We start from the raw sequence: 25,169 nt of genomic DNA on the forward strand, positions 1-25,169 counted from the left end.
CGGCAGGCCTAGCCCTGCGGCAGCTTGATGACGGGGAAGCTGCCCGTCGCCGTCGGTGCGTGTTCCGGCAGCCACAGGACCGCCACCGCGCCCGCCGCCGTGCCCTCGCGGTCGAAGCCGCCCGGGGCCGCCACGTTGCGGAACGTCAGCCGGGCGCCCAGGACCCGCGCCTGGCCCTCCGCGATGGTCAGGCCCAGCCCGTGGCCCACGCCCGCGCGGTCCGTCGACCCGGTCCGGAACCGGCTCGGCCCCTCGCGCAGCAGTGCCTCCGGGAAGCCCGGCCCGTGGTCGCGGACCCGTACGACCCGGCCCTCGACGTCGACCTGGATCGGCGGCTGCCCGTACCGCGCGGCGTTGGCCAGCAGGTTCCCCAGGATCCGCTCCAGCCGTCGCGGGTCGGTGCTGACGATCTCGTCCGCGACGACCCGTACGGTCGCCTCCGGCATCAGCGCCGTCACCCGCCGGCTCACGAACTCGCCCAGCGCCACGTCCTGGAGCTCCGCCCGCTCCGACGCGCTGTCCAGCCGGGCCACCTCCAGTACGTCCTCGACCAGCGCGCGCAGCGCCTGCGCCCGGTCCCGGACCAGCTCGGTCGGCCGCCCCGGGGGCAGCAGTTCCGCCGCCGTGAGCAGGCCCGTCACCGGCGTGCGCAGCTCGTGCGCGATGTCCGCCGTCACCCGCCGCTCGGCCTCCAGCCGCTGCTGCAGGGCATCGGCCATGGCGTCCACGGCCCGTGCCAGGTCGTCCGTCTCGTCGCGGACGACGCCGCCGACCGCGTCCCGCACCCGTACGTCGGGATCACCGTGCGCCACCCGCTGCGCGGCGGCCGCGGCCTTGCGCAGCCTGCGCGAGATCTGCCCGCCGATGAGCACGCCGAGCGCCGATCCGCCGATCACGGCGGCGAGCCCGCCGACGACCAGGGCCCGGTCGAGGTCGGGGATGAGGTTGGCGCTCTCCTGGAACCGCGTGTGCAGGGACAGCACCTGCCCGTTCCCGAGCGGCACGGCGGCCCACACCTCGGGCAGCCCGTGCGGCCGCTCCTGGATGTAGGTCCCGCGCCGTCCCGACTGGGCCTTGTGCCGCAGCTCGGCGGGGAGTTCGGGGTCGTTGAGCTTGGCGCCCATCGGCGGCTTGCGCCCGGCCTCGGCGTTGCGGGAGATGAACTGCACGCGGTCCAGCTGCACTTCGCGCGCGCTCTCCAGCATCGACACGCGGGCAGCACTGTGCACCACCAGGCTCAGCGCGATCGTGACGAGGGCGCCCACGGCGGCGATGGCGAGTGTGATCTTCCAGCGGATCCCCGTACGGAGGGTGAACCGTCTCATGCTTTCAGCTTGTATCCGAAGCCTCGGACCGTCTCGATCCGGTCCTGCCCGATCTTGGTGCGCAGGCGCTGCACGTGGACGTCGACCACGCGGGTGTCGCCGCCCCAGTCGTAGTCCCAGACCCGCTCCAGCAGGCGGTCGCGCGACAGTACGGTGCCGGGCGCCGAGGAGAACTCCAGCAGCAGCCGCATCTCGGTCGGCGTCAGTGCCACGGCGGCGCCCGAACGGCGGACCTCCATGCCCTCGGTGTCCACCTCCAGGTCTCCGAAGGAGAGGACGCCGCGCTCCGCGTCCGACATCTCGTGCGGGGAGCCCGGTCCGCCGTTCTGCGGGCCCCCGGAGTGGTCGAAGCGGCGCAGCACCGCCCGGATCCGGGCCACGAGCACGGACCCGTCGAACGGCTTGGTGACGTAGTCGTCGGCGCCCGCCTCCAGGCCCAGCACCACGTCGATGGAGTCGGCGCGCGCCGACAGCATGATCACGGGGACGGTGGACTCGTCGCGGATGCGGCGGCACAGGCTCACGCCGTCCATGCCCGGGACCATCACGTCGAGCAGCGCGATGTCCGGCCGGTCGGCGCGGAAGGACTCCAGGCCGGACAGGCCGTCGGGCATGGCGGTGACCACGAACCCGTCGCGTTCCAGCGCCAGGGTCGTGGCCTCACGGATGACGTCGTCGTCCTCCACGAACAGGACATGGGTCTCGGCCATGCGGAAGCCTCGCCTCGGTTCTTCTGTGCTCAGTTCTTCTGACTCGTGGCCGGGGCGGGCTGGGCACCGCCGTCGATCACGTTGCTGTACTCCGAGTGCACTCGGTCCTGCTCGGTGAACGTCTCCCCGTTCCAGCGGTACGTGATCACGTCCTCGCCCGACGGATAGGCGAGCGCGTCGCTCTTTCCGTAGACCTGCTTCGTGACCACCAGGTCGCCCCGGTCGATCTCCGCGTAGACGGGTGGCTGTTCGTCCGAGAACACATTCTCGTACGAGCCGCCGTCCGCCCGGTACACGTACGAGCCGCGGCCCAGGGCGTCGGCGCAGGACAGGACGTTGACGACGATGTCGACGACGGAGCTGCCGGTGACCTTCCCGTAGCTCACGTCCACCGGATACTCCTTGCCCGTACAGGGCTTGAGGTCCCGCTTGACCTCGGCACTGACCTTCGGGTCCGCCTTGAGCAGCGCGATGGGGTCGACCTTCTTGAGCGGCCGGCCGGACGCGGAGGCCGAGTCCGGGGAGGGGTCCGCCGAGTCGGACGGGCCGGCCGGGCTGGTCTTCGCGACGGTGTCGGAGCGGGCGGGGCCGCCGTCGCGCAGGCCGGTGCCGCCGGTCGCGCAACCGACCGCGAACACGGCAGTGCCGACGAGGACGACCGTCCCCGCCGACACCAGTACCAGCGATCTCCCGCTGGTCAGAACTTGGCCGTTCAGGCCGCGCACCGCTCACGCCCCTCGTACCGCATGGTGTGGTCACCGCGCTCCAGCGCCCGCATGTCGAGGTCCCGGCTCTCCAGCTCCTGCCGGAGGCGGGCCAGCGCGCGGTGCAGAGTGCTCTTCACGGTACCCGCAGACATTCCGAGTGCCGCGGCCGTCTCCTCGGTGCTCATCTGCTCCCAGTGTCGCAGCACGACCACGCTGCGCTGCTTGGGGGCGAGCACCTTGAGGATGTCCATCAGCAGGGCGCGGTCGGCGCGCTGGTCGGAGCCGTCCTCGACGGAGGCGTCGGGCAGCTGCTCGGTGGGGACCTCTTCGAGCTTGCGGGCACGCCACCACTCGGTACGGGTGTTGATCATGACGCGGCGCAGGTAGGCGTCGGCCAGGGACTTGTCGGCGATGCCGTCCCAGCGGCCGTAGGTGCGCACGAGCGCGGTCTGCAGGAGGTCCTGGGCGTCGGTGGGGTCCGGGACCAGGCGCCGGGCACTGCGCAGCAGCGCGTCCTGCCGGGTGCGTACGTACTCTTCGAATTCGAGTACCTCACCGTGCGCCATCTGAGACCGCCTCCGCTACCGTCCACCGCTCATCCGCTGTCTTACGGATTCGAAGGTACGGAGGGGTTGTCACGGGGTTGTGCGAGCCAGCCTTCGGTGGGCGCACGGACACCCGTAGGTTGTGTAACAGCGCCGTGAGCTGGGGTTTCCCGAGGAGAAGCGGAATTGTCGACTCAGTTTCAAGGTCGACCACGAGGGGTCGCGGAGCGGTCGCCGAGTGCTTGCCGGGCCGTCGCCGGGATGTCATCCACAGGGCGCCCGGACCTCTGCCCGGACCTCTGCCCGGACCTCTGCCCGGACCTTGCCCGGCGACGGCTCCGCTCAGGTCTGCGGAAGTCGGTACAGGCCCCCGTCGAGGGGTTCCACCAGCCCGTCCGAGACCAGCCCGTCCAGAGCCCGGGCCCGCTGCACCGGCTCGTCCCACACCGTGTCGAGCACGGCCTGCGGAACGGCGCCCACCGCCTCCCGGAGCACCGCGAGGAGCTTGCCGCGTACCTGCCGGTCGGTCCCGGCGTACGTCTGCCCGCGCCGCGGCGGTCCCTCGTGCGCCGGCTTCCCGGCGAGGCGCCACGCGCACAGCCCGGCCACCGGACAGCGGACGCAGTCCGGGCTCTTCGCGGTGCACACCAGCGCGCCGAGCTCCATCGAGGCCGCCGCCCAGCGCGCCGCGGTCGCCTCGTCCTCGGGCAGCAGGGCCCGGGCCAGGCGCCGTTCCGCGGCGGTGGTGGCGTTCGGCGGGTACTCGACCCCGGTGGCGGTGCGCGCGAAGACCCGCCGGACGTTCGTGTCGAGGACGGCGTGTCGCTGGCCGTACGCGAAGGAGGCCACGGCGGCCGCCGTGTACTCGCCGATCCCGGGCAGCGAGAGGAGCTGCGCGTGCTCCCGCGGTACGTCGCCCCCGTGCCGCTCCGTTATCGCGACGGCCGCGCCGTGCAGCCGCAGGGCGCGGCGCGGGTAGCCGAGCCGCCCCCAGGCCCGTACGGCCTCGCCGGGGGCCTCGGCGGCCAGGTCGGCGGGGCGGGGCCACCGGGCGAGCCACTGCTCGTAGACCGGGAGGACCCGGCTGACCGGGGTCTGCTGGAGCATGAACTCGCTGACCATGACCCCCCAGGGGCCGGCCTCGGGGCGGCGCCAGGGCAGGTCGCGGGCGTGCTCGTCGAACCACGCGATGACGGGGGAGTGCAGCGCGTGCGAGGAGTCGGGGGATGCGGCCGTGGCGGAAGCGGGAGATGCAGTCATGACAGACGGCATCCTGGCACGTTTCAGGCCCGTCCCGCCGGGCCCGGGCCGGTGAACCAGACGGCGGCGCGGACCCCGCTCGCCCGCATGGCGGCGATGGTCGTACTGATCGGACCGGTGAGTGCGAGGACGGTGAGGGCGGCGACCGAACCGCCCAGCAGCAGGCCCGTCGCCACGTCGTGCGGGTAGTGCACGCCGACGAAGACCCGGGAGAAGGCCATCAGCAGGGCGAGCGGCACGGTCAGCAGCGCGAGCCGGCGTACGGCCATGGCCAGCGCCACGGCGGCGGCGCCCGCGATGGCCGCGTGATTGCTGGGGAAGGACCAGTCGCCCGGCGCCGGGCACGCGACCAGCGAGGCGGCGGCCCCGGCGACGGCGCGGCAGGGCCGCTCCTCGTCCACGGTGGACTTCACCGCCTCCGAGGCGACGTACGCGACGGCGGTGGCCAGCGGGGCGAGGACGGCGAGCGCGACCGGCCGGGGGCCGCCGCGGCCGCGCGAGCGCCACCAGGCGGCGGTGAAGAGCACACCGAAGAGCAGGAGCCCGTAGACCGTCCAGGCCTCGAACGCGGACTGCACCCATCCGGGCGTGGAGCGGGCGAAGCCGGTGATGTCGAGGTAGAGGCCTGAACTGTCCATGGCCACCGAAGGTAGTCAAAGCAGATGAATCCCCGCATCAGACCTCTGGCTGGTTTCCGGTGGTTCCGGATACTCCCGCAGGATGATCATCGGCAAATCGAGCCCGCTGCGCGGCATGTGGGGCACTGATCGGGCCTCGAACTCTCGTAAAGTTCCGTCCGTGGGATCTCTGCGCAATCCGGTCGGGCCGCTCCCCTCCTCCATCTACTGGCGACGGAGGGCTGTGCTGGCGTCCGTCGTCGCGCTCCTCGCGCTCCTCGCCGTATGGACCGTCAGTTCCGGCGGGGGGAAGACGAGTACGAACGGAAAGGGCCAGGGCGGCCCCGACCCCGTCGCCTCGATCACCCCCGGCCCGGCCGGGACGGGCCCCGCGATCAGCGCGGCCCCCGGCGGGCGCCCGGAGACCGGCAGCGGCGGAACCACCGGCTCCGAAGGCGCCGCAACGGGCGGCGCGGGCAAGAACGGTGAGCCGGGCAGCGGCACGGCCACGGGCGGCGGCTCCGGCTCCGGCGGCGGGGCGGCCGGCCCGGCGCAGGTCCCGGCCGACTCCCCGCTCCCCACCTGCGCGCCGGGTGCGCTGCAGTGGGAGGTCAAGAGCGCGAAGAACGAGTACGAGGCGAACGAGAAGCCCCGGCTCGAACTGGTCGCCCGCAACACCTCCGGCACCACCTGCAAGATCGACCTCGGCCCGAAGCAGGCGGTCCTGACCATCCTTCAGGCGAGCAGCAGCAAGGCGGTGTGGTCCTCGGCGGACTGCCCGCCGGGCGCGGGCAACGCCTTCTTCCGGCTGCCGGCGCAGGGGGAGACGAAGCAGGCGCTGGAATGGGACCGGAGGTTCAGCGCGGCGGACCAGTGCCAGTCGCCTCCGGCGGGGTCTGCGGCTCCCGACACCTACGTGGTCGAGGTCAAGTCCCCCGGCATGCCGGTCGCCCGGACCTCGTTCGTCCTCAAGCAGAACTAGCCGGCCCCTGCGGCGAGGCTGGATCTTCCAGCCCCTCCGGCGTTTGAGGAGCGGGGTCTCGGGCGGAGCCCCAGGGGCTTTGACCCGCGCCGGGTTCGGGGCGGAGCCCCGGCTAGACGTAGCGCTCGAGGATCGAGGACTCCGCCAGGCGGGACAGCCCCTCGCGGACGCTGCGCGCACGCGCCTCGCCGACCCCGTCCACCGTCTGCAGGTCGTCGACGCTCGCGGCGAGCAGCTTCTGCAGCCCCCCGAAGTGCTCCACGAGCCGCTCGATGATCGCGCCCGGCAGCCTCGGCACCTTCGCCAGCAGCCGGTACCCGCGGGGCGACACCGCCGAGTCCAGGGTCTCCGGCGAGCCCGTGTACCCCAGCGCCTTCGCCACGATCGCCAGCTCCAGCAGCTCCGGATGCGTCAGCGCGTCCAGTTCCGCCAGCGCCTCGTCCACCGTGCGGGAACGCTTCGCCGTCGGCTCCGGCACGTAGTCCCGGATGACGAGTTCCCGCTCCTGCTCGATGCCGACCGTCAGCTCGTCCAGCTGCAGCGACAGCAGTCGCCCGTCCGTGCCCAGTTCGACCACGTACTCGGCGATCTCGGTCGCGATCCGGCGGACCATTTCCAGCCGCTGCGCGACCGCCGTCACGTCGCGGACCGTGACCAGGTCCTCGATCTCCAGCGCCGACAGCGTGCCCGCGACCTCGTCGAGGCGCAGCTTGTACCGCTCCAGCGTGGCCAGCGCCTGGTTCGCCCGCGACAGGATCGCCCCGGACTCCTCGAGGACCCGCCGCTCCCCGTCCACGTACAGCGCGATCAGCCGCATCGACTGGGAGACGGAGACCACCGGGAAGCCGCACTGCTTGGAGACGCGGTCCGCCGTGCGGTGACGCGTACCGGTCTCCTCCGTCGGGATCGACGCGTCCGGCACCAGCTGCACACCGGCCCGCAGGATCTTGGTGATGTCCTTGTCGAGGATGAGCGCGCCGTCGAGCTTGCACAGCTCGCGCAGCCGGGTCGCGGTGAACTCCACGTCCAGGACGAAACCACCGGTGCACATGGCCTCGACGGACTTGTCCATGCCGAGGACGATGAGCCCGCCGGTGTTGCCGCGGACGATCCGCTCCAAGCCGTCACGCAGCGGCTGACCAGGTGCGACCGCGCTCAGCGAGGCGCGCATCATGGCCTCCTGCTTGGAGCTCGCGCCCGACTTGCCGGATGCTGGTGCCCCGTCCTTGGCTGCCACTGCACTCCTCCGGTCGCGGGTTGCGCCGCCCCGCGCCGCGGGCACGAGGACGTGCGTACGGCCGGGCGGACCAGCACAAAGTCTACCGGCGCGCGCTGCGGCCCCGCCGTGGCTTGGCCAGGTACGCCTGACGGGGGCCCCGTACGGACCCGCTGACCAGGGCCGCTGCCCCGTCAGTCCGAGGCCCGCTCCCTGGCCGGCGTACGGGAGCGCCCGCGCGGCAGCACCCGGAGCGCGTCGCCCATGTCGGCCACTTCGATCACCTTCATCCCGGCCGGGACCTTCCCCGGATCCGCCGGGACCAGCGCGTGCGTGAAGCCGAGCCGGTACGCCTCGGCGAGGCGCCGCTGCACACCGGTCACCCGCCGCACCTCACCGGCCAGGCCGACCTCGCCGATCGCCACGAGGTTCTTCGGCAGCGGGACGTCACTGGCGGCGGAGGCCAGGGCGAGCGCGATCGCCAGGTCGGCGGCCGGCTCGGTCAGCTTCACCCCGCCCACGGTCGCGCTGTAGATGTCGCGCTTGCCGAGCGCCGTGATCCGGCCGCGCTGCTCCAGCACCGCCAGCATCATCGACACGCGCGAGGTCTCCAGACCGGAGGTCGTGCGCCGGGGGGAGGGGATCTGCGAGTCCACGGTCAGCGCCTGCACCTCGGCGACCAGCGGACGCTTCCCCTCCAGGGTCACCGTCAGGCAGGTCCCGGGAACGGCCTCGGCGCGCCGGGTCAGGAACAGCCCGCTCGGGTCGGCGAGGCCGGTGATCCCCTCGTCGTGCAGCTCGAAGCAGCCGACCTCGTCGGTGGCCCCGTACCGGTTCTTGATGCCGCGCACCAGCCGCAGCCGCGCGTGCCGGTCGCCCTCGAAGCTCAGCACCACGTCCACGAGGTGCTCCAGCAGCCGGGGGCCGGCGATCGCCCCGTCCTTGGTCACGTGGCCGACGAGGAGGGTGGACATCCCGCGTTCCTTGGAGGCCCGGATCAGCGCCCCGGCCACCTCCCGCACCTGGGCCATGCCGCCGGGCGCGCCGTCGATCTCGGGTGAGGCGACGGTCTGTACGGAGTCCAGGATCAGCAGGGAGGGCTTCACGGCGTCGAGGTGCCCGAGCACGGCGGAGAGATCGGTCTCGGCGGCGAGGTAGAGGTGGTCGCTGAGGGCGTTGATCCGGTCGGCCCGCAGCCGCACCTGGCTCGCCGACTCCTCGCCCGTGACGTAGAGGGTGCGGTGCTCGTCGCTCGCCGCCTTCGCCGCGACGTCCAGCAGCAGCGTCGACTTCCCGACGCCGGGCTCGCCGGCGAGCAGCACCACGGCGCCGGGGACGAGCCCGCCGCCGAGGACGCGGTCCAGCTCGTCCACGCCGGTGCTGCGCGCGGTCGCGGTCCGTCCGTCGACCTGCGCGATCGGCACCGCGGCGGTCGACACCCGTCCGGCGGCGGTGGTCCGCACGGCGGGCGCGCCCATCTCCTCGACGGTGCCCCAGGCCTGGCACTCGGGGCACCGGCCGAGCCATTTCGCGGTCGTCCAGCCGCACTCGGTACAGCGGTAGGACGGCCGGTCCTTGGCGGATGAACGAGCAGTGCGGGCAGCCATGGCGCTCACGGTAGCCGCCCGCACTGACAGACCGGGCGGGGCGGGGGCGCAGGCGGCGGCGGGGGGGCGGAGACCTCCCACGTCAGGGCCTGCGTCAGCGGACCACCGATCTGTTCACCCGTAAGGGCTAAAAGTGGGTAAGGCTTCCAGGGCGCCACCGGCGCGCCGCCTACGGTCGCCAGGTGAACAGCAGCAACCAGGCACACCCCTCATCGCGCACCGGCGCACACCGGGCGCACGGGCGCACGCACAGCGAGGGGGAGCAGCCGCCCCCCTTCCGGCACGAGCCTTACCTGGACGGTCTGTTCACGTACTGCCTGTCGGTCCTGTGCGACCACGACACCGCCACCGACGTGCTGGGCGACGTCCTCGCCGTGGCCGAGCGGCACCCCGGGCGCTGCCCCGACGAGGGGGAGCGGCGGGCCTGGCTCTACGCGCTCGCCCGCTGGGGCTGCCTGCGCCGGCTGGGAGAACAGCGGCGCACCCGACCCGGAGCGCATTCCGCCCGGCGTGCGCCGGAGCATACGGGGCGCACCCGTGTGCCGGGTAGTGACACGGACCCGGGCGATGCCACGGACACCGAACGCGCCCCGGACGCCCATCGGCCCGTTGACGTGAACGCCTACCGCCGTACCGAACTGGCACGGCTCGCCTGGCCCGAGGCCGCCGGTACCACGCCCGCCCAGCGCGAGGCCCTCGAACTCGCCGTCCGCCACCGCCTCGGCGTCCCCGAGCTCGCCGCCGTCCTCGGCACGCCCCCGGCCGCCGCCCGGGAGCTCCTGTCCGGCGCCGCCTGCGAGGTGGAGCGCACCCGCGCCGCCCTCGCCGTCGTGGAGACCGGGCACTGTCCCGCCGTCTCCCTGCTCACCGGCGGCGACGGCGACGGCGAGGGCGACGGCAACGTGCTGCTGTCCAGCACCCTGCGCGCCGAACTCGTCCGCCACGTCGACGACTGCCCCCGGTGCCGCCGCGTCGCCGAACGCGTGGGCGTCGCCGCGCCCTGGCCCGGCTCCGGCGGCATCAACACCGCCGCCCTCCCGCTCGTACCCGCCCCCCGCACCGCCGTCCACGCGGCGATGCTCCGCTCCGGCCGGGGCCGCGGCCGCAGGCCCGGCCCGCGCTTCGACCGCACCGGCTTCCCGATGGACCCCAGGGACCGCGCGGCCCGCCGCGACCGGCTGCGCGCCCGGGCGGTGACCACGACCGTCGTCGCCACCGTCGTCGCCGCCCCGGTGCTGGCCCTGTGGGCGGCGTACCGCGGCGCCCCCAGCACGGGCGAGCCCGTCGGCGGCGACTCCACCCGCATCTCCGCCAGCGAGTCCGAGCTCCCGACGGCGCGGACCGACGGCCGTCCGCTGGCGGCGTACGAGAACGCCGGGAACGCAGCCAGCACCACCAGCGGCCCCGGCTTCGCCCAGAGCGACGAGGAATCCGACGTCTCCGTCGAGGTGATCAGCACCGACCCGCCGGCCGGCCCCGACCACGCCGGAGCCCCCGGCCACCTCGCCGTCGCCGCGTCCTCCCGCGGCTCCCTCACGCTGCTCACCCTCACCGCCTCGGGCGGCGCCCCGGTGGACTGGCGGCTCTGGTCCGACGCGCCCTGGCTGCGCGCGAGCCGGACCGCGGGCACGCTGGCCCCTGGAGAATCGGTCACCCTGCGGATCGCCGTGGACTCCGAGGCCCAGCCCGTGGGCGCCTGGACGGCCCGGGTCGGGGTCGATCCGAGCGGTGCGGTGGTCTCCATCCAGGGCCGCGGCCGCCCCGCGCCGACCCCGACGCCGTCGCCGGACCCGACGCAGCCCGCGACCCCGACGCCGACCCCGGACCCGACGCCCACGCCGACGCCCACGGAGCCGACGATCCCGCCGCCGTCCCCGACGCCCACGCCGACCGCGACGCCGTCGGACGGCTCAGGCGGAACGGTTTCCCCGGGGCCGGACCCGGACCCGCCGGGGTCACCGGGCTAGGCCGGTCGCCGGGCCGGAAGCCCGCCCGCCCGACCGGTTCGACCGGCCAGACGGGCCGAACGGGACCAGACGGGCCGAACGGGACCGGGCCGACCTGACGCCACCGGCTCGGCCAGACGGGACCGGGCCGGTCAGACGGGCCGCGCGGGTCAGGCCGGGTCGGCCGGGTGCGGGGCCATCGGTAGCAGGGAGGCCAGCCGCGCCTCGCACAGCTTCACGAGCGCCTCGTACCCCTTCTTGCCCATCAGCTCCGTCAGCTCGGCGCGGTACGACACGTACACCGGGTCGCCGGCGCCGTGCGCGGAGGTGGCCGACGTGCACCACCAGTGCAGGTCGTGGCCGCCGGGACCCCAGCCGCGACGGTCGTACTCGCCGATCGAGACCTGCAGCACGCGGGTGTCGTCGGGCCGGTCGATCCACTCGTACGTCCGGCGGATCGGCAGCTGCCAGCAGACGTCGGGCTTGGTCTCCAGCGGCTCGCGGCCCTCCTTCATCGCGAGGATGTGCAGCGAGCAGCCGGCCCCGGCGGGGAACCCCGGCCGGTTCAGGAAGATGCACGCGCCGTCCCAGCGGCGGGTCTGCTTCTCCCCGTCGTCGTCGTGCTGCGTCCACCCACTCTCGCTGCCGACGTCGTGGAACTCCCACAGCTCGGGCGTCAGCCGGGCCACGTGCTGCGCGACCCGCTTCTCGTCGTCCTCGTCGGAGAAGTGCGCGCCGAGCGTGCAGCAGCCGTCGTCCGCCCGGCCCGCCTGGATGCCCTGGCAGCCCTGGCCGAAGATGCAGGTCCAGCGGGAGGTCAGCCAGGTCAGGTCGCAGCGGAAGACCTGTTCGTCGTCGCCGGGGTCGGGGAATTCCACCCAGGCCCGGGGGAAGTCGAGGCCCTTCTCGTCGGAGACGACGGGGGGCTTGCCCTTGCCGCTCTTGCCGCCGGAGTTCTTGCCCTTGGCGGTGTCCTTGCCCGTGTCCTTCTGCGACCGGGTCTTGTTGGCCTTCTTCGTATTTGGCACAAACCCAAGCCTAAGCGCCCCTTACCTCACCCCCCGGCGTTCGTCGCAGTAGCGTTTCCCCCTATGAGACTCGGTGTCCTTGATGTGGGTTCGAATACGGTCCATCTGCTGGTGGTGGACGCGCACCCCGGTGCGCGCCCGCAGCCGGCGCACTCGCACAAGGTGGAAATGCGCCTGGCGGAGCTCCTCGACGAGGGCGGGGCCGTCACCCCGGAGGGCGTGGAGCGCCTCGTCTCGGTGATCGGCGACGCCGTGCAGGCCGCCGAGGACAAGGGCTGCGAGGACGTCCTCCCCTTCGCGACCAGTGCCGTGCGCGAGGCCACGAACGCGGACGAGGTGCTGGCGCGGGTCAAGGCCGAGACGGGCGTCGACCTGCCGGTGCTGACCGGCGCGGACGAGGCCCGGCTGACCTTCCTGGCGGCCCGCCGGTGGTTCGGCTGGTCCGCCGGGAAACTGCTGGTCCTGGACATCGGCGGCGGCTCGCTGGAGATTGCGTACGGCATCGACGAGGACCCGGACGCGGCCGTCTCGCTGCCGCTGGGCGCGGGCCGCCTCACGTCGGGCTGGCTCCCGGGCGATCCGCCGGACGCGCTGGACATCCGGGCGCTGCGGCGGCACGTGCGGGCGGAGATCGCCCGCACGGTCGGCGAGTTCAGCCGCTTCGGCGCCCCGGACCACGTGGTCGCGACGTCGAAGACCTTCAAGCAGCTGGCCCGCATCGCGGGCGCGGCCCGTTCGGCGGACGGTCTGTACGTGCAGCGGGACCTGAGCCGCAAGTCCCTGGAGGAGTGGGTGCCGCGCCTCGCCGCGATGACCACGGCCCAGCGCTCGGCCCTGCCGGGTGTCTCGGAGGGCCGGGCGAACCAGCTCCTGGCGGGCGCGCTCGTCGCGGAGGGCGCGATGGACCTGTTCGGTGTCGACGAGCTGGAGATCTGCCCGTGGGCGCTGCGCGAGGGCGTGATCCTCCGCAGGCTGGACCACATGCCGACGGGATCCTAGGAAGCGCGGACTCCGGCCGGCCGGGGCGGTCAGCGCAGCCGCAGCACGCTCGTGATGCCGGCGTGGTCGGAGGGCCACAGCCCTGACGGGGTGCGGTCGGCGGGGTTCTCGCCCACCCGGTCGGCCGCCAGCGCGTGGATCCTGCCGCGGGAGAGCACGTAGTCGATGCGCTGCGTGAGGCTGGAGGCGGCGTTGCGCAGGTCGGGGGCCTGGCAGCAGGTGAAGCCGGGTCCGCCGGGGCGGTGGCGGTTGGCGGTCCAGGCGTCCTTGAAGCCGGCGGCCAGGAGGCGGTTGTAGCTCTGGGTGCCGGTTCCCGGTGTCGCGCCGACTCCGCCGGCCGCCGAGTTGAGGTCGCCGAGCAGCACGGTGGGGAGCTCGGTGTTCAGCGGGCCCGCGAGCAGTTCGTCGGCCTGTGCCTCCTGGACGGCGGGGGCGGCAGGTTCGAGATGGGTGGTCACCACCCGGACGGTGCGGCCGCGGAGCGTGGCGTCGGCCGAGACCCAGCCGCGCTCGACCTTGAGGGGCGCATTGGGCGGGCAGCCGAGCACGGGCCGGCAGATGGGCACGTGGTTCTGGAACCGCGCGGTCCGCGCGTTGGCCACGGAGAAGGTCCGTGCGGGCAGGTCGGTGCGGGCCAGGAGCACGTCGCGGTCGGTGAGGCGGATGTCCTGGAGGACGCCGCCGGGCGCGGCGCGCGGGGCCTCGAAGTCGCTGCCGACGGTGACGCTGGCCACGGCGGCGTAGTGCTTGCCGCGGGCCGAGAGCTCGTCGAGGAGGATCTGCAGGAAGTCGTACTCGACGTGGGTGGCGCTGCCCGGCCCGGCCGGGGTCTGGCTGCGCCACAGCACGGCTTCCTGGAGGCCCACGAGGTGCGGGTCGCTCTCGGCGATCTCGTCGGCCAGCGCCTTGGCGCGCTCCGGGAAGTTCGTCGCCTGCACGTTCGCCCACACGGCGGTCACCGCGGCGACGAGGCCCTGCGGACTGGTGGCGGCGAGGACGGGGGCGAGGTCGGCGCCCAGGTAGAGGTTGCGGGTGGTGACGCGCAAGGGGGTCCGGCCCCCCTCGGCGGCCGAGGCGGTGCCGAGCGAGCCGGGTGCGAGCAGCGCGAGCGCGCACAGGGCGGATGTGATCCAACGGCGAGTCATACGGGCAGCCCTCTCGATGCAAAGCGGGCGAAAACCCGCATCTTGCCCGAAACCTAAGGCGGCTGACGGACCGTGGCGATCCAACTGTGGGCCGGGCGGCCTACGCAGCACCGCCCGCCGGCCACGGGCCCGCGGGCTTTCGGTTCGGCCGGGGCCGCCCGCGGTGGCCGGCGGCCGGCCGCGCGCCGGCTTCGCACCGGGCCTCGGGCCGCCCGCCGGGCAGGGCACGTGCCGGGACCGCGCCGCCCCCGCCCCGCCCTCGCGCGTGCCGCCCTCGCGCGTGCCGCCCTCGCGTGGCCCTCGCGTGGCCCTCGCGTGGCCCTCGCGTGGCCCTCGCGCGGCCCTCGCGCGGCCCTCGGGTCGGGCTCGCGCCGGGCTCGCGCCGGGCTCGCGCCGGGCTCGCGCCGGGCTCGCGCCGGGCTCGGGGCCCGCCTGCGGGCCGGGCTCGGGTGGCGGTCGTCACGTACCGGTCGGGCGTCGGCCCCGTACCCTGTCTCCGTGGCAGAACCAGTCCGCATCCCGACCGCGAAAGTCGCCCTCTCCACCGCCTCCGTCTATCCGGAGTCCACCGCGACCGCCTTCGAGATCGCCGCGCGCCTCGGGTACGACGGCGTGGAGGTCATGGTCTGGACGGATCCGGTCAGTCAGGACGTCGACGCCCTGCGCCGGCTGTCGGACCACCACCAGGTGCCGATCCTCGCCGTGCACGCGCCGTGTCTGCTGATCACCCAGCGGGTGTGGTCCACCGACCCGTGGACCAAGCTGCAGCGGGCGCAGGCGGCGGCCGAGCGGCTCGGCGCGTCCACCGTCGTCGTGCACCCGCCCTTCCGGTGGCAGCGCCAGTACGCGCGGGACTTCGTCACCGGGATCTGGCGGATGGCCGACGAGACGGACGTCCGGTTCGCCGTGGAGAACATGTACCCCTGGCGCTACCGCGACCGCGAGATGCTCGCGTACGCACCCGAGTGGGACGTGACGAAGGACGACTACCGGCACTTCACCGTCGACCTCTCGCACACCGCGACCGCCCGGACCGACGCCACCGCGATGATCGACCGGATGGGCGACCGGCTCGCGCACATCCACCTCGCCGACGGAAACGGTTCGGCGAAGGACGAGCACCTGGTCCCGGGGCGGGGTACGCAGCCCTGCGCCGAGCTGCTGGAGGGCCTCGCCCGGTCCTCGTTCGACGGTCACGTGGTGATCGAGGTGAACACGCGGCGGGCGATGTCGTCGGCCGAGCGCGAGGCCGACCTCGCCGAGGCGCTGGCCTTCACGCGGCTGCACCTCGCCACCGCGACCACCACCCGGGACGGGGCCCGGCGGTCATGACGGGAGCGGAGAAGCCGCGCCGCCGCGGGCCCGGCCGGCCGCGGCAGGACGAGGCCGACGACGGCCCCGGCACGCAGGAGCGCATCCGGCTGGCCGCCCGCGAGGTGTTCGCGGAGCGCGGGTACGACAAGACCTCCGTCCGCGGCATCGCGAAGGTGGCGGGGGTGGACCCGGCGCTGGTCCATCACTACTTCGGCAGCAAGGACGACCTCTTCGCCGCCGCCATCGAGATGAGCATGGAGCCGGCCCTCGTGGTCCCCGCGATCGTCGGCGGCGGACCGGACGGCATCGGCGAGCGGCTGGCCAGGTACTTCCTGGGCGTCTGGGAGAACCCGGTCACCCGGGCCCCGCTGCTCGCCGTGATCCGGTCCGCCCTCACCCACGAGGCCGCCGCGAAGGTGCTGCGCGGGCTGGTGCTGCGGCGGGTCCTGGAGCGGGTCGCCGCCGACCTCCACGTACCCGACCCGACCTTCCGTGCCGAGCTCGCCGCCTCCCACATGGTGGGCATCGCGATCCTGCGCTACGTCGTGCAGGTCGAGCCGCTCGCGTCCGCGGACGCGGAGGACATCGTGGCGCTCGTGGCCCCTACGCTGCAGCGGTACCTGACCGAGGAGTGAGCCTGTCGTCCCGTCATGCGGACGCGCCGTCCGGATCGCGGGCGGTGGGCGTAGCCTCGTATCTGAGCCATATCCGCAGTCGCGGCTGACCGTACAGCCGCACTCATGGGGAGTGAACCGCATGCCCGAGCTGAGGTCCCGCACCGTCACCCACGGCCGCAACATGGCAGGCGCTCGTGCGCTGATGCGCGCGTCGGGCGTAGCGAGCGAGGACATCGGCAAGCCGATCATCGCGGTCGCCAACTCCTTCACCGAGTTCGTCCCCGGTCACACGCACCTGGCCCCGGTCGGCCGGATCGTCTCCGACGCCATCCGCGCCGCCGGCGCGATCCCCCGCGAGTTCAACACCATCGCGGTCGACGACGGCATCGCCATGGGCCACGCCGGCATGCTGTACTCCCTGCCCTCCCGCGACCTGATCGCGGACAGCGTGGAGTACATGGTCGAGGCCCACTGCGCCGACGCCCTGATCTGCATCTCCAACTGCGACAAGATCACCCCCGGCATGCTGATGGCCGCCATGCGCCTGAACATCCCGGTCGTCTTCGTCTCCGGCGGCCCGATGGAGGCCGGCCAGGCCACCCTGGTCGACGGCACCGTCCGCAAGCTCGACCTGATCGACGCGATGGTCGACGCCTCGAACGAGAACGTCTCCGACGAGGACATCCTGCGCATCGAGGAGAACGCCTGCCCCACCTGCGGGTCGTGTTCCGGCATGTTCACCGCCAACTCGATGAACTGCCTCGCCGAGGCCATCGGCCTGGCCCTGCCCGGCAACGGCTCGGTCCTCGCCACGCACACCGCCCGCCGCGCCCTGTACGAGGACGCCGGCCGCACGGTCGTGGAGATCACCAAGCGCCACTACGAGCAGGACGACCACTCCGTCCTGCCGTGCAACATCGCCACCCGCCAGGCCTTCGAGAACGCCATGGCCCTCGACATCGCCATGGGCGGCTCGACGAACACGATCCTGCACCTCCTCGCCGCCGCTCAGGAGGCCGGCCTGGACTACGACCTCACGGACATCGACGAGGTCTCGCGCCGCGTCCCGTGCCTGTCGAAGGTCGCGCCGAACGTCGCCCCCGGCGGCACGTACTACATGGAGGACATCCACCGGGCCGGCGGCATCCCCGCCATCCTCGGCGAGCTGCACCGCGGCGGCCTCCTGAACAAGGACGTCACCTCGGTCCACTCGGACAACCTCGAGGACTGGCTCGCGAAGTGGGACGCCCGCTCCGGCACGGCCACCGACGTGGCCATGGAGCTGTGGCACGCGGCCCCCGGCTGCAAGCGCTCCGCGAGCGCCTTCTCCCAGTCCGAGCGCTGGGAGAGCCTCGACCTCGACGCCGAGGGCGGCTGCATCCGCTCGGTGCAGCACGCGTACTCCAAGGACGGCGGCCTCGCGGTCCTCAAGGGCAACATCGCGGTCGACGGCTGCGTCGTGAAGACGGCCGGCGTCGACGAGTCGATCTGGACCTTCGAGGGCCCGGCGGTCGTCTGCGAGTCGCAGGACGAGGCCGTCGACAAGATCCTCCGCAAGGAGATCAAGGCGGGCGACGTCGTCGTCATCCGCTACGAGGGCCCGCGCGGCGGCCCCGGCATGCAGGAGATGCTCTACCCGACCTCCTTCCTCAAGGGCCGCGGCCTCGGCAAGGTCTGCGCCCTGGTCACCGACGGCCGCTTCTCCGGCGGCACCTCGGGCCTGTCCATCGGCCACGCCTCCCCGGAGGCGGCCTCGGGCGGCAACATCGCCGTCGTCCAGGACGGCGACCGCATCCGCATCGACATCCCGAACCGCTCCATCGAGCTCCTCGTCGACGAAGCCACCCTGGCGGCCCGCCACGAGGCCCTCGGCGGCGTCTACGCCCCGAAGAACCGCGAGCGCAAGGTCTCCGCGGCCCTGCGCGCCTACGCCGCGATGGCCACCAGCGCCGACAAGGGCGCCGTCCGCGACGTCAGCCGCCTGGGCTGACCACCGGCCCCGCCGGCGCCCCCGCACCCTCCGGTGCGGGGGCGCCGCCGTCTCACCACCCGCCCGGATCCCCCGCCCCCACCGCGAACACCGACCCGTCGGGCGCCCCCGCGAAGACCCGCCCACCGCCGACCACGGGCGCGGGCAGGGTGGAGGTGTAGCCCTGCTCACCACCCAGCCTGGGCTTCGTCTGCCCCAGGAGCCGGCCCGTGCCGCCGACGGCCAGCAGCCGCCCGTCCGAGGCCGTCAGATGGATCCGCCCGTCGTGGATCACCGGCCGCGAGCCCACGGCCACGCCCGTCTCCAGCCGCCATTCCTCACGCTCCGCCCCCACCGCGGCCAGGGCGCCCGACGTGCCGAAGGCGTACACCCGGCCCTCGGGGCCGACCGCGGCCTGGGCCTCCAGCAACGGTGACGACAGGGGGATCCGGTGTACGGATCGTGTCGCGAGGTCCACCCGCACGACCGCCCTGGTCACAGCGCCGGACGCGGACCGCGTGTCACCCTCCAGCAGGTAGAGCCCGCCGGCCGCCGCGCCGACCGGTTCCAGCAGCGCCGGACTCCGGACCTGCCAGCGCACCGCGCCGTTCGCGGCATCGACAGCGGAGACCTGGGTCGACTTGCCGTCGGTTCCCTGCGCGCAGAGGTACAGGCCGGCGCCCCCCGACGGGTCCGCTTCGGCGAGCCATGCGGAGCCGGCTCCGCCGATGCGGTGCTCCCAGCGTGTCCCGCCCGTGGCGGCGTCGAGCATGGTGGCCTCTCCGTCCGGGCTCGTGACGAGCAGCAGACTTCCCACGGGCACCACCCGCCCGCCCTCCGGAAGGGACCGCTTCCACCGCTGCGCACCGGCTGCCGCATCCAGGGCCCGAAGGACCTTTCCGTCGTCGTCCACTGCGAATACCAGTCCCGCGGCGTGCAGCGGAGCCGGGTTCGGTGTCATCCGCGAGGCGGGTGCCGCTCCCCGCACGGACCACATCACCGAGCCGTTGGCGGGGTCGAGCCGGGCGGCCGCCAGCCCCGGCCCCGAGCAGTAGAGGGCTCCGGCCGACCACGAGCAGGCCGGAACGGGATTGCCCCCGCCCCCTTCGCCCACGTGCACCGCCCACGGCGGCCCGGCCTTCGCCCCGGGGCCGGGCTCCGTGACCTCGGCGTGCGCGGTGGAGTGCGCTGTCGGGTCCGCGTCCGTCCCGTACGAGAGGTATCCGCCGAGCGCCCCGCCGGTCAGCAGCAACGCGCCGCAGACCGACAGGACCAGCCGTGACCGCCGCCGCGGCGGGGTGGGAACGGGCTGCTCGGCGACGATCCGGTCCCGCCGGTGGGTGACCTCCTCCAGCCGGTTCGGTCCGCGCGGCCTGGGGATGAAGGCCCGGGTGTCCTCCGACGTCGGATAGGCCAGCGCACGCAGTTCACTGATCAGCGCATCAGGGGTCGGGCGTTCGGAGGGATCCTTCGCGAGGCAGGCCTCGACCACCGGTATCAGGGCCGTCGGCAGACCGGTCAGATCGGGGTCGTGGTGGACGACCTGATACGCCACCAGATAGGGACTGTCGGAGTCGAAGGGGCCGCGCCCGGTCGCTGCGTGCACGAGTACGGCGCCCATCGCGAACAGGTCGGCCGCAGGACCCACTTCCCTGGGCCGCTGGAACTGCTCGGGCGCCATGAAGGGCGGGGTCCCGATCAGCTTTCCGGTCTCGGTCCGCAGGTCACTGTCCGTCGGCCGCGAGATCCCGAAGTCGATGACCCGTACTCCGTCGGGCGCCATCAGGACGTTGCTCGGCTTCAGATCCCGGTGCACCACACCGGCCCGGTGGATGTCCCGCAGCGCCTCCGCGAGTCCGGCGCCGAGCCGGGCCAGTTCGGTCGGATCGAGCACCCGCTCCCGCACCCGCTCGGCGAGTGTCGGTGCGTCGATGAACAACGTGGCCATCCAGGGCCGGTCGGCGTCCGGATCCGCGTCCACGACGGGCGCGGTGAACGCCCCGCTCACACGGCGCGCCGCGGCGACTTCCTGCCGGAACCGGGCCCGGAACTCCGGATCCACCGCGTGCTCGGGATGCACGATCTTGACGGCGAGTTTCAGCCCCGACGCGGAGGTGGCGAGGTGGACGACGCCCATACCGCCCGAACCCAGGACGGATTCCAGCCGGTACTGCCCGGCGTACTCCGGAAAGCCCGCCCGATCCCTGTGCAGCGACTGCACCGCTGACCACCCCCGCCGGAGCCTAGTCGATGGGGCCTGGCTATCTCCAAGGTCCTGCTACCCTGCGCGAGTTGCGCAGTGCAACGCTCAGGGGGGAGTTTTCGTATGTCCGAAAAGAGCGAGCCCGGTCAGGCCCAGAGCCTCGCCGCGGAGTCCGGTTTCCTGACCTTTCCGGTTGCTCCCGGCTACCGGGTGAACGTCCGCAGCGGTCCGGGCACCAGCTACTCCATCGTCAAGGTCCTGCCGTACGACTCGTACGTCTCGATCCGCTGTCAGGGCCCCGGTACGACGGTCTCCGGTCCGTACGGCACGACGGACATCTGGGACTGCATCGGCAACGGCCAGTTCGTCTCGGACGCCTACGTCAGGACGGGCACCGACGGCTACGTCGCCACGCGCTGCTGACCCTTGCCGGCCTTTTCGCACGCCCGGTCTCGGCGGCTCGGCCGACCGCATCGGCAACGGCCGGTGCGGCCGGCGCAGACCCCGTCTGACACGTGAGACACACCCGGCCCGGCCGGCCCGGCAAGGGATAATCGCTGCTGTGAGCGACGACCAGCGAGACCAGACCCCAGCCGAGTCGGCCGAGCCGGCCGCTCAGGCCCCGGGCCCCACCGGCCCCGAGCCCGAGCCGATCCCGTTCTTCGGCACCACCTGGGTGAACCACGACGGCGGCTACGCCCTGCGCCGCGTCGGCCTCGCCCTCGGCTCGCTGGTCACCGCCGTCGCCGCCGCCGTACTGCTGCGCCTCTCCTACGAGGGCCTGGAGATCGGCAACGTCGGCCCCTTCCTCAGCATCTCCGTCGTCGTCCTCTTCGCGATCGCCAGCTCCATCGCCTTCGCCAAGACCTGGGATTCCTTCAGCCGCCGCCCCGCCCCGTCCTCCGACGAGGCCGCCCTCAAGGGCCTCAAGGCGATCGGTTTCATCGGCTCCCTCATCGCGTACTTCCTGCGCTGCCTCGGCGAGGCCCCGGGCGAGAAGCTCCGCCGCGCCGAGTACGAGCGCGCCAAGGCAGACTTCGCCCGCCGCCGCAGCTCCCGTACGGGGAATCCGGCCGCCCGCCGCCCCAAGCGCAAGAAGTAGCCCGGGCCGCCTGCCCCCACCAAACTGCCCGGACGAGTGGCGTCCGGGCGATTGACGTCCGGCACGGCCGGAAGCATTATTCATCGCATGATGAATAACCAGTCCGGGGGAGCCCCGGCCGCGGTGCACGCCCACGGCCTGACCGTCCGCCGCGGCACCGGCCGCACCCCCCGCACCGTCATCGACTCCATCGCCTTCGACGTCCCCCGCGGCCGCATCACGGGCCTCCTCGGCCCCTCCGGCTGCGGAAAATCCACCCTCATGCGCGCCATCGTCGGCACCCAGGCCCACGTCACCGGCACCCTCGACGTCCTCGGCCGCCCCGCCGGCCACCCCGAGCTCCGCTCCCGCATCGGCTACGTCACCCAGGCGCCCAGCGTCTACGACGACCTCACCGTCCGGCAGAACCTCGACTACTTCGCCGCCGTCCTCGACCCCGGCCGCTCCGCCGCGGACCGCCGCGCCGAAGCCGTACGCCGTGCCATCGCCGACGTCGACCTCACCACCCACGCCGACGCCCTCGCCGGCAACCTCTCCGGCGGCCAGCGCAGCCGCGTCTCCCTCGCCGTCGCCCTGCTCGGCACCCCCGAGCTGCTCGTCCTCGACGAACCCACCGTCGGCCTCGACCCCGTCCTGCGCCGCGACCTGTGGAACCTCTTCCACGACATCGCCGCCACCCGCGGCGCGACGATCCTCGTCTCCTCCCACGTCATGGACGAAGCCGAGCGCTGCCACGACCTCCTCCTCATGCGCGAAGGCCGCATCCTCGCCCAGGACACCCCCGACGCCCTGCGCACCCGTACCCGCTCCGCCACCGTCGAGGAGGGCTTCCTGCGCCTCGTCGACGAGGCCAACACCCTCGCCGCCCAGGAGACGACCCCGTGAACAGTGCCCGCACCGCCGCCACCGCCGCCCGCGTCCTGCGCCAGCTCCGCCACGACCCGCGCTCCATCGCGCTGATGCTCCTGGTCCCCGTCCTGATGCTCACCCTGCTGCGCTTCGTCTTCGACGGCAGCCCCCGCACCTTCGACGGCATCGGCGCGTCACTCCTCGGGATCTTCCCCCTCATCACCATGTTCCTGGTGACCTCCATCGCCACCCTGCGCGAACGCACCTCCGGCACCCTCGAACGCCTCCTCGCCATGCCGCTGGGCAAGGGCGACCTCATCGCCGGCTACGCCCTCGCCTTCGGCGCCGTCGCCGTCCTCCAGTCCCTCCTCGCCACCGGCCTGGCCCTCTGGGTCCTCGGCCTCGACGCCGTCGGCTCCCCCTGGCTGCTCCTGCTCGTCGCCCTCCTCGACGCCCTCCTCGGCACGGCCCTCGGCCTCTTCGTCTCCGCCTTCGCCGCCTCCGAGTTCCAGGCCGTCCAGTTCATGCCGGCGGTGATCTTCCCCCAGTTGCTCCTCTGCGGCCTGTTCGCGGCCCGCGACACCATGCACCCGGTGCTCGAAGGCCTCTCCGACGTCCTGCCCATGTCCTACGCCGTCGACGGCATGACTCAGGTCCTCACCCACACCGACATGACCGCCGACTTCGTCCGCGACACCGTGATCGTCGCCGCCTGCGCCCTGCTCGTACTCGCCCTCGGCGCGGCCACCCTCCGCCGCCGCACGCCCTGACCGCACTCCGGACGGTGCCTCCCCCTTCTCCGCCCGGGTGCAAGGATGAGGACGTATACGTAGCTCACGCGCAAGAACCGTTCGGCGAGGTGAATCGGGCATGACCCAGACAGTCGCAGTCCTCGGTACCGGCAAGATCGGCGAGGCCCTGCTCAGCGGAATGATCCGCGGCGGCTGGCCCGCCTCGAAACTCCTCGTCACGGCCCGCCGCGCCGACCGGGCCGAGGAGCTCCGCACCCGCTACGGGGTCGAGGCCGTCTCCAACGCCGAAGCCGCCAAGCGCGCAGACACCCTCATCCTCACCGTCAAGCCCCAGGACATGGCCAAGCTCCTCGACGAGCTCGCCCCGCACGTCCCCGTCGACCGCCTGGTCATCAGCGGGGCCGCCGGCATCCCCACCTCCTTCTTCGAGGAACGGCTCAGCCCCGGCACCCCCGTCGTCCGCGTCATGACGAACACCCCCGCCCTCGTCGACGAGGCCATGTCCGTCATCTCCGCCGGCAGCCATGCCACCGCCGAGCACCTCGCCCACACCGAAGAGATCTTCGGCGGCGTCGGCAAGACCCTGCGGGTCCCCGAGTCCCAGCAGGACGCGGCCACCGCCCTCTCCGGCTCCGGCCCCGCGTACTTCTACTTCCTCGTCGAGGCCATGACCGACGCCGGCATCCTCCTCGGCCTGCCCCGCGCCCAGGCCCACGACCTGATCGTCCAGGCCGCCATCGGCGCCGCCGTGATGCTCCGCGACAGCGGCGAGCACCCGGTCAAGCTCCGCGAGGCCGTCACCTCCCCGGCCGGTACGACGATCAACGCCATCGTGGAGCTGGAGAGGCACGGCGTACGCGCCGCCCTCATCGCCGCCCTCGAAGCGGCCCGCGACCGCAGCCGCGAGCTCGCCTCCGGCAACAGCTGAACCAGGGGCGGGCGGGCCCCGTCACACCCGGGCCCGCCTCCCCGCTCTCCCGGCTACGGCGCGAGCAGGCCGATGGCCTCGTACGCCCGGTCCACCACGGGCCGCGCCAGCCCCCGGGCCCGACCCGCGCCCTGCCGCAGCACCTTCTCCACCTCCGCCGGATCGCCGGCCAGCTCCGCATGCCGCTCCTGCACCGGCCGCAACAGCTCGACCACCGCGTCGGCGACGTCCCGCTTCAGTGCCCCGTACCCGCTGTACCCGTCGGCGAGCCCGACCGGATCACCCCCGGTACACGCCGCCAGGATGTCCAGCAGGTTCGCGACCCCCGGCCGCGCCTCCCGGTCGTAGACGACCGCACCGTCCCCGCTGTCGGTGACCGCCCGCATCACCTTCTTGCGCACGACCCCGGGCTCGTCGAGCAAGTAGACGATCCCCGCCCCGTTCTCATGGGACTTCCCCATCTTCGAGGTCGGCTCCTGCAGGTCCATGACCCGCGCGGCCACCGCCGGATGCGTCGCCTTCGGCACGGTGAAGGTGTGCCCGTAGCGCTGGTTGAAGCGCACCGCCAGGTCGCGCGTCAGCTCCACGTGCTGCCGCTGGTCCTCCCCGACCGGCACCTCCTGGGTCCCGTACGCCAGGATGTCGGCGGCCATCAGCACGGGATAGGTGAGCAGCGACAGCCGTACGCCCTCCCCGGAGGCCTGAGCCTTCGCCGCCTTCTCCTTGTACTGGATCATCCGGCGCAGCTCCCCGTCGGTGGCGGTGCACTCCAGCAGGTAGGCCAGCCGCGTGTGCTCGTCGACGTGGCTCTGCATGAAGAGCGTGCACCGCTGCGGATCCAGCCCGGCGGCGAGCAGCAGCGTCGCCGCCTGCCGGCTGAGCCGCCGTACGCGCGCCGGCTCGTGCTCGACGGTCAGCGCGTGGAGATCGACGACGCAGAACAGCGCCTCGTCCGGCTCCTGGTCGGCGGCGACCCACTGCCGTACGGCCCCCAGGTGGTTCCCCAGCGTCAGATGCCCGGTCGGCTTGACCCCACTGAAGATCCTCGTCATGTCCTGCTCTCCCTGTGTGTGAGTGGTGTCGGGGCCATCGCGTGGGGCGACCGAGCCACTCCCGGGAGGGAGAAACAGAAACGGCCGCCGTAGCGGCGGCCGTGAGCGCATGCGTGCTCGCTTGGAAGGTCGGCCGCCGTCAGGCGGCCCACCAGCGAAGGCTGAGCGTGAGCGCATGCGTAGTCATGGGCCCAGCGTAGACGGACGGGGGCGAGCGCGGCGTGGGTTTCGAGGACGTCCGCGCGCCGGTCAGCCGGGGGTTGACACAGGTGTGCCCGATCCGTAAGGTTCTTCGA

Annotated in this window: 23 protein-coding genes; 11 read left to right on the top strand and 12 right to left on the bottom strand. The window is 73.2% G+C overall.

What is annotated here, in order from left to right:
- Window positions 1–8 precede the first annotated feature (8 nt).
- The 6 genes from cseC to OG332_RS25190 all read right to left on the bottom strand — a co-directional run bounded on the left by cseC (window position 9) and on the right by OG332_RS25190 (window position 5,185).
- Window positions 9–1,325 (bottom strand): two-component system sensor histidine kinase CseC, encoded by a 1,317-nt coding sequence (gene cseC, locus OG332_RS25165; protein WP_327415608.1) that lies wholly within the window; start codon window positions 1,323–1,325, stop codon window positions 9–11.
- A complete protein-coding gene (gene cseB, locus OG332_RS25170) occupies window positions 1,322–2,035 on the bottom strand; it encodes a two-component system response regulator CseB (protein WP_327415609.1) in 714 nt (237 codons plus the stop codon). The genes cseC and cseB overlap by 4 nt, the downstream gene beginning before the upstream one ends.
- A 29-nt stretch (window positions 2,036–2,064) precedes the next feature.
- Window positions 2,065–2,760, bottom strand: coding sequence for a hypothetical protein (locus OG332_RS25175; RefSeq protein WP_442816202.1), 696 nt, complete (start codon window positions 2,758–2,760; stop codon window positions 2,065–2,067).
- The gene (locus OG332_RS25180) at window positions 2,748–3,308 is read right to left on the bottom strand and encodes a SigE family RNA polymerase sigma factor (protein ID WP_319727094.1); all 561 of its coding nucleotides are present in this window, start codon (window positions 3,306–3,308) and stop codon (window positions 2,748–2,750) included. The genes OG332_RS25175 and OG332_RS25180 overlap by 13 nt, the downstream gene beginning before the upstream one ends.
- Window positions 3,309–3,629: 321 nt before the next feature.
- Window positions 3,630–4,547, bottom strand: a complete 918-nt coding sequence (locus tag OG332_RS25185) for an A/G-specific adenine glycosylase (protein WP_319727093.1) — start codon at window positions 4,545–4,547, stop codon at window positions 3,630–3,632.
- Between the two features lie 23 nt (window positions 4,548–4,570).
- Window positions 4,571–5,185: a phosphatase PAP2 family protein gene (locus tag OG332_RS25190; protein WP_327415610.1), complete on the bottom strand. Its 615-nt coding sequence runs from the start codon at window positions 5,183–5,185 to the stop codon at window positions 4,571–4,573.
- 160 nt (window positions 5,186–5,345) lie between these two features.
- Here OG332_RS25190 and OG332_RS25195 point away from each other — a divergent pair, with 160 nt between their 5' ends.
- Window positions 5,346–6,146: a hypothetical protein gene (locus OG332_RS25195; protein WP_327415611.1), complete on the top strand. Its 801-nt coding sequence runs from the start codon at window positions 5,346–5,348 to the stop codon at window positions 6,144–6,146.
- Between the two features lie 112 nt (window positions 6,147–6,258).
- Here OG332_RS25195 and disA read toward each other — a convergent pair whose 3' ends face one another.
- Both disA and radA read right to left on the bottom strand, forming a co-directional pair.
- A complete protein-coding gene (disA, locus tag OG332_RS25200; RefSeq protein ID WP_327415612.1) occupies window positions 6,259–7,383 on the bottom strand; it encodes a DNA integrity scanning diadenylate cyclase DisA in 1,125 nt (374 codons plus the stop codon).
- 173 nt (window positions 7,384–7,556) lie between these two features.
- Window positions 7,557–8,969 carry a DNA repair protein RadA gene (radA, locus tag OG332_RS25205; protein ID WP_327415613.1) on the bottom strand — a complete coding sequence of 471 codons (1,413 nt, stop codon included), beginning with the start codon at window positions 8,967–8,969 and terminating at the stop codon, window positions 7,557–7,559.
- 182 nt (window positions 8,970–9,151) lie between these two features.
- Between radA and OG332_RS25210 the strand changes: the two genes are divergently transcribed.
- Window positions 9,152–10,936 carry a BACON domain-containing protein gene (locus OG332_RS25210; protein ID WP_327415614.1) on the top strand — a complete coding sequence of 595 codons (1,785 nt, stop codon included), beginning with the start codon at window positions 9,152–9,154 and terminating at the stop codon, window positions 10,934–10,936.
- Window positions 10,937–11,085: 149 nt separating this feature from the next.
- Here the strand turns inward: OG332_RS25210 and OG332_RS25215 are convergent, their stop codons facing one another.
- Entirely contained in the window at window positions 11,086–11,943 is an 858-nt protein-coding gene (locus tag OG332_RS25215) for a hypothetical protein (RefSeq protein WP_327415615.1), read from the bottom strand.
- Between the two features lie 63 nt (window positions 11,944–12,006).
- On the opposite strand from OG332_RS25215, the gene OG332_RS25220 reads away from it, so the two are divergent.
- On the top strand, window positions 12,007–12,942 hold the full coding sequence (locus OG332_RS25220; RefSeq protein ID WP_327415616.1) for a Ppx/GppA phosphatase family protein: 936 nt from the start codon (window positions 12,007–12,009) through the stop codon (window positions 12,940–12,942).
- Between the two features lie 29 nt (window positions 12,943–12,971).
- On the opposite strand, the gene OG332_RS25225 is transcribed toward OG332_RS25220, so the two are convergent.
- Complete coding sequence (locus OG332_RS25225) at window positions 12,972–14,087, bottom strand: endonuclease/exonuclease/phosphatase family protein (RefSeq protein ID WP_327415617.1); 1,116 nt, start codon at window positions 14,085–14,087, stop codon at window positions 12,972–12,974.
- Between the two features lie 498 nt (window positions 14,088–14,585).
- On the opposite strand from OG332_RS25225, the gene OG332_RS25230 reads away from it, so the two are divergent.
- The 3 genes from OG332_RS25230 to ilvD all read left to right on the top strand — a co-directional run bounded on the left by OG332_RS25230 (window position 14,586) and on the right by ilvD (window position 18,008).
- A complete protein-coding gene (locus tag OG332_RS25230) occupies window positions 14,586–15,419 on the top strand; it encodes a sugar phosphate isomerase/epimerase family protein (protein ID WP_327415618.1) in 834 nt (277 codons plus the stop codon).
- On the top strand, window positions 15,416–16,036 hold the full coding sequence (locus OG332_RS25235) for a TetR/AcrR family transcriptional regulator (RefSeq protein WP_327415619.1): 621 nt from the start codon (window positions 15,416–15,418) through the stop codon (window positions 16,034–16,036). Before OG332_RS25230 ends, OG332_RS25235 begins: the two co-directional genes overlap by 4 nt.
- Before the next feature lie 121 nt (window positions 16,037–16,157).
- A complete protein-coding gene (ilvD, locus tag OG332_RS25240) occupies window positions 16,158–18,008 on the top strand; it encodes a dihydroxy-acid dehydratase (RefSeq protein WP_327415620.1) in 1,851 nt (616 codons plus the stop codon).
- 52 nt (window positions 18,009–18,060) lie between these two features.
- Here ilvD and OG332_RS25245 read toward each other — a convergent pair whose 3' ends face one another.
- Window positions 18,061–20,208 carry a serine/threonine-protein kinase gene (locus OG332_RS25245; RefSeq protein ID WP_327415621.1) on the bottom strand — a complete coding sequence of 716 codons (2,148 nt, stop codon included), beginning with the start codon at window positions 20,206–20,208 and terminating at the stop codon, window positions 18,061–18,063.
- A 105-nt stretch (window positions 20,209–20,313) separates the two neighbouring features.
- Between OG332_RS25245 and OG332_RS25250 the strand changes: the two genes are divergently transcribed.
- From OG332_RS25250 to proC, 5 genes are all read left to right on the top strand, one after another.
- Complete coding sequence (locus OG332_RS25250) at window positions 20,314–20,613, top strand: peptidase (protein WP_327415622.1); 300 nt, start codon at window positions 20,314–20,316, stop codon at window positions 20,611–20,613.
- Window positions 20,614–20,752: 139 nt separating this feature from the next.
- A complete protein-coding gene (locus OG332_RS25255) occupies window positions 20,753–21,292 on the top strand; it encodes a hypothetical protein (protein ID WP_442816203.1) in 540 nt (179 codons plus the stop codon).
- 87 nt (window positions 21,293–21,379) lie between these two features.
- Window positions 21,380–22,177: an ABC transporter ATP-binding protein gene (locus OG332_RS25260; RefSeq protein WP_327415623.1), complete on the top strand. Its 798-nt coding sequence runs from the start codon at window positions 21,380–21,382 to the stop codon at window positions 22,175–22,177.
- Entirely contained in the window at window positions 22,174–22,911 is a 738-nt protein-coding gene (locus tag OG332_RS25265; RefSeq protein ID WP_327415624.1) for an ABC transporter permease, read from the top strand. Before OG332_RS25260 ends, OG332_RS25265 begins: the two co-directional genes overlap by 4 nt.
- 100 nt (window positions 22,912–23,011) lie before the next feature.
- On the top strand, window positions 23,012–23,821 hold the full coding sequence (gene proC, locus OG332_RS25270) for a pyrroline-5-carboxylate reductase (protein ID WP_319733841.1): 810 nt from the start codon (window positions 23,012–23,014) through the stop codon (window positions 23,819–23,821).
- A gap of 53 nt (window positions 23,822–23,874) precedes the next feature.
- Here the strand turns inward: proC and trpS are convergent, their stop codons facing one another.
- Window positions 23,875–24,873, bottom strand: coding sequence for a tryptophan--tRNA ligase (trpS, locus tag OG332_RS25275; RefSeq protein WP_327415625.1), 999 nt, complete (start codon window positions 24,871–24,873; stop codon window positions 23,875–23,877).
- Window positions 24,874–25,169: the final 296 nt, after the last annotated feature.

Source organism: Streptomyces sp. NBC_01233, assembly GCF_035989305.1.
GTDB lineage: Bacteria > Actinomycetota > Actinomycetes > Streptomycetales > Streptomycetaceae > Streptomyces.

Coding starts and splice junctions, on each gene's coding strand:
- cseC (WP_327415608.1), bottom strand. CDS start 1,325: ATGAGACGGTTCACCCTCCGTACGGGGATCCGCTGGAAGATCACACTC.
- cseB (WP_327415609.1), bottom strand. CDS start 2,035: ATGGCCGAGACCCATGTCCTGTTCGTGGAGGACGACGACGTCATCCGT.
- OG332_RS25180 (WP_319727094.1), bottom strand. CDS start 3,308: ATGGCGCACGGTGAGGTACTCGAATTCGAAGAGTACGTACGCACCCGG.
- OG332_RS25185 (WP_319727093.1), bottom strand. CDS start 4,547: ATGACTGCATCTCCCGCTTCCGCCACGGCCGCATCCCCCGACTCCTCG.
- OG332_RS25190 (WP_327415610.1), bottom strand. CDS start 5,185: ATGGACAGTTCAGGCCTCTACCTCGACATCACCGGCTTCGCCCGCTCC.
- radA (WP_327415613.1), bottom strand. CDS start 8,969: ATGGCTGCCCGCACTGCTCGTTCATCCGCCAAGGACCGGCCGTCCTAC.
- OG332_RS25220 (WP_327415616.1), top strand. CDS start 12,007: ATGAGACTCGGTGTCCTTGATGTGGGTTCGAATACGGTCCATCTGCTG.
- OG332_RS25225 (WP_327415617.1), bottom strand. CDS start 14,087: ATGACTCGCCGTTGGATCACATCCGCCCTGTGCGCGCTCGCGCTGCTC.
- OG332_RS25235 (WP_327415619.1), top strand. CDS start 15,416: ATGACGGGAGCGGAGAAGCCGCGCCGCCGCGGGCCCGGCCGGCCGCGG.
- ilvD (WP_327415620.1), top strand. CDS start 16,158: ATGCCCGAGCTGAGGTCCCGCACCGTCACCCACGGCCGCAACATGGCA.
- OG332_RS25250 (WP_327415622.1), top strand. CDS start 20,314: ATGTCCGAAAAGAGCGAGCCCGGTCAGGCCCAGAGCCTCGCCGCGGAG.
- OG332_RS25260 (WP_327415623.1), top strand. CDS start 21,380: ATGATGAATAACCAGTCCGGGGGAGCCCCGGCCGCGGTGCACGCCCAC.
- proC (WP_319733841.1), top strand. CDS start 23,012: ATGACCCAGACAGTCGCAGTCCTCGGTACCGGCAAGATCGGCGAGGCC.
- trpS (WP_327415625.1), bottom strand. CDS start 24,873: ATGACGAGGATCTTCAGTGGGGTCAAGCCGACCGGGCATCTGACGCTG.